The sequence below is a fragment of the uncultured Escherichia sp. genome (assembly GCF_948475835.1).
Lineage (GTDB): Bacteria > Pseudomonadota > Gammaproteobacteria > Enterobacterales > Enterobacteriaceae > ECMA0423.
Map to the genome: position 1 here is coordinate 1 of NZ_CAOLGM010000149.1, position 9,902 is coordinate 9,902.

9 protein-coding genes are annotated in these 9,902 nt (G+C 51.3%); 6 read left to right on the top strand and 3 right to left on the bottom strand.

The features are described from left to right. Together QZF50_RS20725 and yeiP are read right to left on the bottom strand one after the other, a co-directional pair. Positions 1 to 1,054, bottom strand: a 1,054-nt coding sequence (locus QZF50_RS20725; RefSeq protein WP_290388970.1) for a mannitol dehydrogenase family protein, incomplete at its 3' end; no start/stop codon positions are given. A gap of 222 nt (positions 1,055 to 1,276) precedes the next feature. Beyond that, positions 1,277 to 1,849 carry an elongation factor P-like protein YeiP gene (gene yeiP / locus QZF50_RS20730; protein ID WP_001136827.1) on the bottom strand — a complete coding sequence of 191 codons (573 nt, stop codon included), beginning with the start codon at positions 1,847 to 1,849 and terminating at the stop codon, positions 1,277 to 1,279. A 154-nt stretch (positions 1,850 to 2,003) separates the two neighbouring features. Here yeiP and QZF50_RS20735 point away from each other — a divergent pair, with 154 nt between their 5' ends. Next, a complete protein-coding gene (locus QZF50_RS20735) occupies positions 2,004 to 2,258 on the top strand; it encodes a YkgJ family cysteine cluster protein (RefSeq protein WP_001349348.1) in 255 nt (84 codons plus the stop codon). Here QZF50_RS20735 and setB read toward each other — a convergent pair. Then, positions 2,255 to 3,436, bottom strand: a complete 1,182-nt coding sequence (setB, locus tag QZF50_RS20740; RefSeq protein WP_000551969.1) for a sugar efflux transporter SetB — start codon at positions 3,434 to 3,436, stop codon at positions 2,255 to 2,257. The genes QZF50_RS20735 and setB overlap by 4 nt on opposite strands. A 367-nt stretch (positions 3,437 to 3,803) precedes the next feature. Here setB and fruB point away from each other — a divergent pair, with 367 nt between their 5' ends. The 5 genes from fruB to psuG all read left to right on the top strand — a co-directional run bounded on the left by fruB (position 3,804) and on the right by psuG (position 9,871). Then, a complete protein-coding gene (gene fruB, locus QZF50_RS20745; RefSeq protein ID WP_000487257.1) occupies positions 3,804 to 4,934 on the top strand; it encodes a fused PTS fructose transporter subunit IIA/HPr protein in 1,131 nt (376 codons plus the stop codon). Next, complete coding sequence (fruK, locus tag QZF50_RS20750; protein ID WP_000091263.1) at positions 4,934 to 5,872, top strand: 1-phosphofructokinase; 939 nt, start codon at positions 4,934 to 4,936, stop codon at positions 5,870 to 5,872. The genes fruB and fruK overlap by 1 nt, the downstream gene beginning before the upstream one ends. 16 nt (positions 5,873 to 5,888) lie before the next feature. Next, complete coding sequence (gene fruA / locus QZF50_RS20755) at positions 5,889 to 7,580, top strand: PTS fructose transporter subunit IIBC (protein ID WP_290388971.1); 1,692 nt, start codon at positions 5,889 to 5,891, stop codon at positions 7,578 to 7,580. A gap of 423 nt (positions 7,581 to 8,003) precedes the next feature. Then, positions 8,004 to 8,945 carry a pseudouridine kinase gene (locus QZF50_RS20760; RefSeq protein WP_001208134.1) on the top strand — a complete coding sequence of 314 codons (942 nt, stop codon included), beginning with the start codon at positions 8,004 to 8,006 and terminating at the stop codon, positions 8,943 to 8,945. Then, entirely contained in the window at positions 8,933 to 9,871 is a 939-nt protein-coding gene (psuG, locus tag QZF50_RS20765; RefSeq protein WP_001292468.1) for a pseudouridine-5'-phosphate glycosidase, read from the top strand. Before QZF50_RS20760 ends, psuG begins: the two co-directional genes overlap by 13 nt. Positions 9,872 to 9,902: the final 31 nt, after the last annotated feature.

Below are 9,902 nucleotides of genomic sequence, written 5' to 3' on the forward strand. Positions count from 1 at the left end.
TGTCCGCATATTGTGTTAAATCGACATCTTTAATTTGTAGTGTCGGCGCTTGCTCATTCAGCATTAATGTTCTGGCGGCATGGCGAAATGCGCGATCCTGCATGCAATCACTGATATGGGCGAATCCTGAAAGGTAACCCAGATAAGCGAGAAAAGAGTGGCTGCCATTAAGCATACGCAGTTTCATCTCTTCCCATGGCAGGACATCATTCACCATTTGTACACCTGCGACTTCCCAGGCAGGACGCCCAGCGACGAAGTTATCTTCCACCACCCACTGGATAAACGGTTCGCAGCTAATCGCGCAGGGATCATTTACCCCCAGATGCTGGCTGATTTCTGCCAGTGATTCGTCGGTTGCAGCCGGAACAATGCGGTCGACCATGGTTCCCGGAAAACTGACGTGTTCTTTTATCCACCCGGCGAGTTCTGGCGAACGTTTTTCTGCCATTCCCAGCACCGCGTTTTTCACCACATGGCCATTGTCGGGAATATTGTCGCAGGAGAGCACGGTAAACGGTGTAAGGCCGCGCTCACGGCGGCGTTTCAGTGCTTCGACGAGAATACCCGGTGCGGAGTGAGGTTCTTCAGGGGTTTGTAGATCGTGAATAATCCGCGGATTACTGGTGTCGAGTGCACCGGTGGCCGGGTCAATACAATAGCCTTTTTCGGTAATCGTCAGGGAAACAATTGCCACCTGTGGCTCGCAAAATTTCTCAATAATTGCCGCTAAGGAATCCAGTTTTGCATTAAGGCATTCGTGAACGGCACCGACAATTATCACCTGATTGCCGTCCGCACCTTTTTCCAGCACGGTATATAAATGGTTCTGTGCGCGGAGCTGGCTCATCAGTTGATCACCGCTGAACAAGCTGATTTCACAGATCCCCCAGTCGCCGCCCTGGGCATTCAGCACACGATCGGTCAGTAACGCCTGATGAGCGCGGTGAAAGGCGCCAAAGCCAAAATGAACGATACGTGATTGCAACTGCTGGCGATCGTAGCGTGGAGCGTGTACATGATGCGGGAGCGTAACGGAGGCAATTGTCTTCATAGGAGTCACGTCTTAGTAACGATAAATTAACAATGACAGTGTAAAGTTATATGACAGCAATTGAAATTGGTCTGGATTGTTAATGCGATGAAGTGTGAGGGCGATCAATCAACGAGTGAAAATTGAGGGCGTAAGGTGTTCAGGAAGCGCAAAATAGAAGATTGGTATAATAAATTAAAAAAGGGACAGCCTGAGCTATCCCTTTTCTGCATGCGGCTGAAGTTAGTCAGCACGCCCCATATAACGGCGTTCTTCGATATGGATACGAATTTTTTCGCCCGGGCTTAAGTATTCTGGTACCTGAATCACCAGACCAGTGCTCAATGTCGCCGGTTTGTTACGGGCGCTGGCAGATGCCCCTTTGATGCCTGGTGCGGTTTCAACGATTTCCAGATCAACGGTCTGCGGCAGCTCAAGCGCCAGCAGTTGACCGTCCCAGGTCAGCACCTGCATGTCCGGCATGCCGCCCTCTGGCATAAACAGCAACTCTTCTTCAATCTGATCTTTGGTGAAGGTATACGGGGTATAGTCTTCTTTATCCATAAAGACATATTCGTTGCCATCGACATAGGAGAAGTCAACGTAACGGCGGGTCAGCGTCACGGTGTCAACGATATCATCACCTTTGAAACGCTCTTCTACTTTCAGCCCGGTACGGACATCAGAAAAACGCATTTTGTACAGCGTAGCGGCACCGCGGGCAGTGGGCGACTGAATATCAATATCCTTAACCAGCAGCAGTTTGCCGTTGTAATTCAGTACCATACCTTTTTTAATTTCGTTCGCTCTTGGCATCGAAAAATTCCTGTAGTCGAAAATGTCAAAAATATCGCGACAAAGTACTCGCGACGGGCCTTTCGGGCAAGTGGTATTCGCACTTTTGCTGGTGCAAAAAAGGTGGTACTGTGCGCGCTCATCAATCCGGTGGTTAACCTTAAGAGAACAACGTATGAAATGCCGTCCGGGTTGCGGGGCGTGTTGCACTGCCCCTTCAATTTCCAGCCCTATTCCCGGTATGCCAGATGGCAAGCCCGCCAATACGCCCTGCATTCAGCTTGATGAACAGCAACGCTGTAAAATTTTCACCTCGCCACTGCGACCGAAAGTCTGTGCAGGCTTACAAGCCAGCGCTGAAATGTGCGGTAACTCGCGTCAGCAGGCCATGACCTGGCTTATCGATCTGGAAATGCTGACCGCGCCTTAAACATCTTTAATCCGCAGTAAGCAAAACAGAGTGGCGATAATCATCACCATCGCAAACCAGAACACAGCGTGATAATTCCAGATCTCGGCGACGATGCCCGCCACTGATCCTGCGATGATCCAGCCCACGCGCGACGTGTTGGTATAGAGCGTGGTGGCTGAACCCGCCTGACCGGGCATCAGATCCTGAAAATAGAGCATCCCGATGCCGCCCAGAATGCCAATAAAAATAGCATTTAGCAGCTGCAAGCCCAACAGAATGACAGGTGAATGCGCCATCAGCATTCCTGCGTAAAAACAGACGCCACCCACGGCAGCAACGCGCATTAAGAAACGCTTACCCAGACGTTTGGCGAAATATCCGGCAATCAACATCGTCGGGATTTCCAGCCCGGCGGCGGTCCCCATCATCACACCGGCCAGTTTCTCGGGAAGATGCAGTTCGTTGATAATAAATAGCGGCATGTTGATGATGTACAGGCTGTTCGAGCCCCACATCAATGTACAAATGACAAACAGCAGCAGCGTATCGCGACGGTTACGGCGCGGCGCTTCGATCGTGCCGGTCGCCAGCGGAAGCTCTTTTTGCATCGACGGTAAAAACAGCCACACCATCACACCGCAAACAATAAACGCTACCGCTGCGCTCAGATACATTACCGTAAAGCTGAAACCCATCGCTAAGGCATAAGCCAGCGGTGGGCCAATGACCCATGCCAGTGAAACCTGAGCGCGTAAAAAAGAGCTGAACATCACCGCCTCACGTCCGGTTTTGTCGGCATGTTCACGGGCAAGGGCAAACATTTGCGGGTTAGCGGTCGAGCCAAAGCTGCTAAGAAAGACGCCAACGAATAGCAAAACAAAGTAGTTGCGATTCCAGGCAAAAAGGGTGCAGGCCAGCACGCCTAACAGGCAGCAAAAGACAATCAGCGATTTGCGATCGCCGCGCTTATCAGAGCGCCCGGCGAGAAACTGACTTACCAGAATCCCAATGACAGCGCTGCCGGTAAAGAAGAATCCCACCATCGCCGGACGAGCATGTACTTCATCAGTAAGAAAAATACTGAGTGTCGGGGTTTGCAGAGCGCCCGCAATACCGGTGAGAAAGGCAACGATTAAAAACGCCGTCGAGGTCAGGTCAAACGATTTCGCGCTGGAGACTGCGGGGGAGTTATGCATGCTGGTCGATCACTGGAAGAGGAAGACGCGGAGTTTACGCTGCTTGTCAGAAAATAAACAGACAGCGAAATCAAAAGCGCCACGAATAATCAAAATGCCATTTCACTGTTGCTGATTGGCTGCTGACGCTGCTGAAATGAAATTGCTGATAACGGATTTTCCCATCAGCAATTAGGAAAAATGGCAAAAAATTGTGCAGCACATCAAACTTTTGCTCATAACTTTACGGCTTTCCTTGCGTGCTGAAACAGAAGTATTATGCTTTCTTGAAACGTTTCAGCGCTATCTTGTCTTTAACCCTAAGCCAGGTTGGCGCTTTTTTTCTCATAGAGGCTGAATCGTTTCAATTCAGCAAGAGAGGAGAACTATGTTCCAGTTATCCGTACAGGACATCCATCCGGGCGAAAAGGCCGGAGACAAAGAAGAGGCGATTCGCCAGGTCGCTGCGGCGCTGGTGCAGGCCGGTAATGTAGCAGAAGGCTACGTCAATGGCATGCTGGCGCGCGAACAGCAAACCTCAACGTTCCTCGGCAATGGTATTGCTATTCCACACGGCACTACCGACACCCGCGATCAGGTGCTGAAAACCGGCGTTCAGGTATTTCAGTTCCCGGAAGGCGTCACCTGGGGTGACGGTCAGGTAGCGTACGTGGCAATCGGTATTGCTGCCAGCTCGGATGAACATCTGGGCCTGCTACGCCAGCTGACCCACGTACTGAGCGATGATTCCGTTGCTGAACAACTGAAGTCAGCAACAACAGCAGAAGAACTTCGCGCATTACTGATGGGCGAAAAGCAGAGTGAGCAGCTGAAGCTCGACAACGAAATGCTGACGCTGGATATCGTCGCCAGCGATCTGCTGACTCTTCAGGCGCTGAACGCTGCGCGTCTGAAAGAGGCGAGGGCAGTTGACGCCACTTTCGTCACCAAAGCCATCAATGAACAACCGCTGAACCTCGGACAGGGTATCTGGCTGAGCGATAGCGCCGAAGGCAATCTGCGTAGCGCGATTGCGGTAAGCCGTGCGGCAAATGCTTTTGATGTGGACGGCGAAACGGCAGCCATGCTGGTGAGTGTGGCGATGAATGACGATCAGCCCATTGCGGTTCTTAAGCGTCTCGCTGATTTGTTGCTCGACAATAAAGCTGACCGCTTGCTGAAAGCGGATGCGGCAACGTTGCTGGCGCTGCTGACCAGCGATGATGCGCCGACCGACGACGTGTTAAGCGCGGAGTTTGTGGTGCGCAATGAACACGGCCTGCATGCTCGTCCAGGTACCATGCTGGTCAATACCATTAAACAATTTAACAGTGATATTACCGTGACAAACCTTGATGGTACCGGCAAACCGGCAAACGGACGTAGTCTGATGAAAGTTGTGGCACTTGGCGTTAAGAAAGGTCATCGCCTACGCTTTACCGCCCAGGGTGCAGATGCTGAACAGGCGCTGAAAGCAATCGGCGACGCTATCGCTGCTGGTCTTGGGGAGGGCGCATAATGAGCAGACGTGTTGCTACTATCACCCTTAATCCGGCTTATGACCTTGTTGGTTTCTGCCCGGAAATTGAACGCGGCGAAGTGAACCTGGTGAAAACCACCGGTCTGCATGCGGCGGGTAAAGGCATCAACGTGGCCAAAGTATTAAAAGACCTGGGAATTGATGTCACCGTTGGCGGCTTCCTGGGTAAAGACAATCAGGATGGTTTTCAGCAACTGTTCAGCGAGCTGGGCATTGCCAACCGTTTCCAGGTTGTACAGGGGCGCACCCGAATTAACGTTAAGCTGACGGAAAAAGACGGCGAAGTGACCGACTTCAACTTCTCGGGTTTTGAAGTCACCCCCGCCGACTGGGAACGCTTTGTGACTGATTCTCTGAGCTGGCTCGGTCAGTTCGATATGGTCTGTGTCAGCGGAAGCTTACCGTCAGGCGTCAGCCCGGAAGCGTTCACCGACTGGATGACTCGCCTGCGTAGTCAGTGTCCTTGCATTATCTTTGATAGTAGCCGTGAAGCGTTAGTAGCAGGTTTGAAAGCGGCACCGTGGCTGGTGAAACCTAACCGCCGCGAGTTGGAAATCTGGGCAGGCCGTAAACTGCCTGAAATGAAAGATGTGATTGAAGCTGCACATGCGCTACGTGAACAAGGTATTGCGCATGTTGTTATTTCACTGGGTGCCGAAGGCGCGCTTTGGGTTAATGCCTCCGGCGAATGGATCGCCAAACCACCGTCAGTCGATGTCGTAAGCACCGTTGGCGCAGGGGATTCTATGGTTGGTGGCCTGATTTATGGCTTGCTGATGCGTGAATCCAGTGAACACACACTGCGTCTGGCGACAGCTGTTGCAGCCCTGGCGGTAAGTCAAAGCAATGTGGGTATTACCGATCGTCCGCAGTTGGCCGCAATGATGGCGCGCGTCGACTTACAACCTTTTAACTGACAGCAGGAGAGGCATAATGAAAACGCTGCTGATTATTGACGCTAATCTCGGTCAGGCACGCGCCTATATGGCGAAGACCCTGCTGGGCGCGGCGGCGCGAAAAGCAAAACTGGAAATCATCGACAATCCGAACGACGCAGAAATGGCGATTGTTCTCGGTGATTCCATCCCGAATGACAGCGCGCTGAACGGTAAAAATGGCTGGCTGGGTGATATTTCCCGGGCAGTTGCGCACCCTGAGCTGTTCCTGAGTGAAGCCAAAGGCCATGCGAAACCTTACACTGCGCCGGTCACTGCGACAGCACCGGTTGCCGCCAGCGGTCCGAAACGCGTAGTTGCGGTGACTGCTTGCCCGACTGGCGTAGCACACACCTTTATGGCGGCTGAAGCCATTGAAACCGAAGCGAAAAAACGTGGCTGGTGGGTGAAAGTTGAAACCCGTGGTTCTGTTGGCGCGGGTAATGCAATCACTCCCGAGGAAGTAGCCGCAGCGGATCTGGTGATTGTGGCGGCAGATATCGAAGTGGATCTGGCGAAATTTGCTGGTAAACCGATGTATCGTACCTCTACCGGTCTGGCGCTGAAGAAAACCGCGCAGGAACTGGATAAAGCGGTTGCTGAAGCAACGCCGTATGAACCGGCGGGCAAAACTCAAACGGCGACCACTGAAGGTAAGAAAGAGAGTGCAGGCGCTTATCGTCACTTGCTAACGGGCGTCTCTTACATGCTGCCGATGGTCGTTGCTGGTGGTCTGTGTATCGCGCTTTCTTTTGCTTTTGGTATCGAAGCGTTTAAAGAGCCGGGTACGTTGGCAGCGGCGCTGATGCAGATTGGTGGTGGTTCAGCCTTTGCGCTGATGGTGCCGGTACTGGCAGGTTATATTGCCTTTTCCATTGCCGATCGTCCGGGCCTCACGCCGGGTCTGATTGGCGGTATGCTGGCGGTCAGCACCGGTTCTGGCTTCATTGGTGGTATTATTGCGGGCTTCCTGGCTGGTTACATTGCGAAGTTAATCAGTACGCAATTGAAACTGCCACAGAGTATGGAGGCGCTGAAACCGATCCTGATCATTCCGCTAATTTCCAGTCTGGTGGTCGGTCTGGCGATGATCTACCTGATCGGTAAACCGGTTGCTGGCATTCTCGAAGGGTTGACTCACTGGCTGCAGACCATGGGGACTGCGAATGCGGTTCTGCTGGGGGCGATCCTCGGTGGCATGATGTGTACTGACATGGGCGGTCCGGTAAATAAAGCAGCGTACGCATTCGGTGTGGGTCTGCTGAGTACTCAAACCTATGGCCCGATGGCGGCGATTATGGCGGCAGGTATGGTGCCACCGCTGGCAATGGGCCTGGCAACAATGGTGGCGCGTCGCAAATTCGACAAAGCGCAGCAGGAAGGTGGCAAAGCCGCTCTGGTACTGGGACTGTGCTTTATTTCGGAAGGTGCAATTCCGTTTGCTGCTCGTGATCCGATGCGTGTGCTGCCGTGCTGTATCGTGGGTGGGGCGCTGACTGGCGCAATCTCAATGGCGATTGGTGCGAAACTGATGGCACCGCACGGTGGTCTGTTTGTTCTGCTGATCCCTGGCGCTATTACGCCGGTATTGGGTTACCTGGTAGCAATTATTGCCGGTACGCTGGTGGCGGGTTTGGCCTATGCCTTCCTGAAACGTCCGGAAGTGGACGCAGTAGCGAAAGCAGCGTAATAAAAGGTGTGTTACAGGGCAGAAATTTCCTGCCCTGTATCATTGGATGAGCGCAAAGGGAATGACCGGTTTGTAAATGTAATTTTATGAATTTAAATGGTTTTATCTTTCAGTAGAAACCTGAAACGTTCATCAAACACTAAGGTTATTTCCTCAAGGGCAGATTATTTTCTGCCCTTTTTTAGTGTTCCTGTTCTGTGCATCCCGTCACAAATTCCTCGCTTTTGTAATTCAGGCATTTAATCGCATTTTGTGAGCCTGCTCAAATCTGCCCATTTTGCCTCTCTGGCGGTAATTTACTTTACGTAAAACATGCATACTATGAGCACATGTTTAAATATGAACACATGTTTAAACCGTCTTTGCAGTATCTATATTCTTGTGGATTGACAGGGTTGGTAATTTTTTACCAGAGGACGTGCTATGCGCGAAAAGGATTATGTCGTAATTATAGGTTCGGCGAATATTGATGTCGCCGGATATTCACATGAATCATTAAATTATGCGGATTCAAATCCAGGTAAAATAAAATTTACGCCTGGTGGAGTAGGGCGCAATATTGCACAAAACCTGGCGTTGCTGGGTAACAAAGCCTGGCTACTGAGCGCAGTAGGCAGTGATTTTTATGGTCAATCGCTGCTAACGCAAACCAATCAATCTGGCGTTTATGTCGATAAATGCCTGATTGTGCCGGGAGAAAATACGTCTAGTTATTTATCATTACTCGATAATACCGGTGAAATGCTGGTTGCTATAAATGACATGAATATTAGCAACGCTATTACAGCTGAATATCTCGCACAGCACCGTGAATTTATTCAGAGGGCAAAGGTCATTGTCGCAGACTGTAATATCAGTGAAGAGGCACTGGCATGGATTCTGGATAATGCCGCCAACGTACCCGTATTTGTCGATCCGGTTTCAGCGTGGAAATGTGTCAAAGTGCGCGACCGTCTAAATCAGATCCACACTCTCAAGCCAAACCGCCTTGAAGCGGAAACCCTGAGTGGGATTGCGCTGTCAGGGCGTGACGATGTGGCAAAAGTTGCTGCCTGGTTCCATCAACATGGCCTGAACCGACTGGTATTGAGCATGGGCGGCGATGGCGTTTATTACAGCGATATCAGCGGTGAAAATGGCTGGTCTGCGCCGATCAAAACCAATGTTATTAATGTTACCGGAGCGGGCGATGCCATGATGGCGGGACTTGCTTCGTGTTGGGTAGACGGAATGCCGTTTGCCGAATCTGTTCGTTTCGCACAGGGATGTTCGTCAATGGCGCTCTCCTGTGAATACACCAATAACCCCGATTTATCGATTGCCAACGTTATATCGTTAGTGGAGAACGCAGAATGTCTGAATTAAAAATTTCCCCTGAATTATTACAAATTTCCCCGGAAGTGCAGGACGCTTTAAAAAACAAAAAACCGGTTGTGGCGCTGGAATCGACCATTATTTCTCACGGGATGCCGTTCCCACAAAATGCCCAGACCGCAATTGAAGTAGAAGAAACTATTCGTAAACAGGGCGCAGTACCTGCCACTATCGCCATTATTGGCGGCGTGATGAAAGTGGGTTTAAGCAAAGAAGAAATTGAATTACTGGGTCGTGAAGGGCATAACGTGACCAAAGTTAGTCGTCGCGATTTACCTTTTGTTGTTGCCGCCGGAAAAAATGGCGCAACCACTGTGGCTTCAACGATGATTATTGCGGCGCTTGCCGGAATTAAAGTATTTGCCACCGGGGGAATTGGTGGTGTGCATCGCGGGGCGGAACATACCTTCGATATTTCTGCCGATTTGCAAGAACTGGCAAATACTAATGTCACCGTTGTTTGTGCCGGGGCGAAATCTATTCTCGATTTAGGATTAACCACTGAGTATTTAGAAACCTTCGGTGTGCCGTTAATTGGCTATCAGACTAAAGCGCTGCCTGCGTTTTTCTGCCGTACCAGCTCGTTTGACGTCAGCATTCGTCTCGACAGCGCCAGTGAAATTGCCCGTGCAATGGCGGTGAAATGGCAAAGCGGGCTGAACGGTGGCCTCGTGGTAGCGAACCCGATCCCGGAACAGTTTGCGATGCCGGAGGAATCTATCAATGCAGCCATAGATCAAGCCGTCGCCGAAGCCGAAGAGCAGGGCGTTATTGGTAAAGAAAGTACACCGTTCCTGCTGGCGCGCGTTGCTGAGCTGACCGGCGGTGACAGCCTGAAATCCAATATCCAGCTGGTGTTCAACAACGCCATTCTGGCGAGTGAAATTGCCAAAGAATACCAGCGTCTCGCGGGTTAATTTCTGACGGGCAGAAAGCCGTCGCCCGTAC

Excerpts from the sequence above, each read along its gene's own strand:
- yeiP (WP_001136827.1), bottom strand. The coding sequence starts at position 1,849 with ATGCCAAGAGCGAACGAAATTAAAAAAGGTATGGTACTGAATTACAAC.
- QZF50_RS20735 (WP_001349348.1), top strand. The coding sequence starts at position 2,004 with ATGAAATGCCGTCCGGGTTGCGGGGCGTGTTGCACTGCCCCTTCAATT.
- setB (WP_000551969.1), bottom strand. The coding sequence starts at position 3,436 with ATGCATAACTCCCCCGCAGTCTCCAGCGCGAAATCGTTTGACCTGACC.
- fruB (WP_000487257.1), top strand. The coding sequence starts at position 3,804 with ATGTTCCAGTTATCCGTACAGGACATCCATCCGGGCGAAAAGGCCGGA.
- fruK (WP_000091263.1), top strand. The coding sequence starts at position 4,934 with ATGAGCAGACGTGTTGCTACTATCACCCTTAATCCGGCTTATGACCTT.
- fruA (WP_290388971.1), top strand. The coding sequence starts at position 5,889 with ATGAAAACGCTGCTGATTATTGACGCTAATCTCGGTCAGGCACGCGCC.
- QZF50_RS20760 (WP_001208134.1), top strand. The coding sequence starts at position 8,004 with ATGCGCGAAAAGGATTATGTCGTAATTATAGGTTCGGCGAATATTGAT.
- psuG (WP_001292468.1), top strand. The coding sequence starts at position 8,933 with ATGTCTGAATTAAAAATTTCCCCTGAATTATTACAAATTTCCCCGGAA.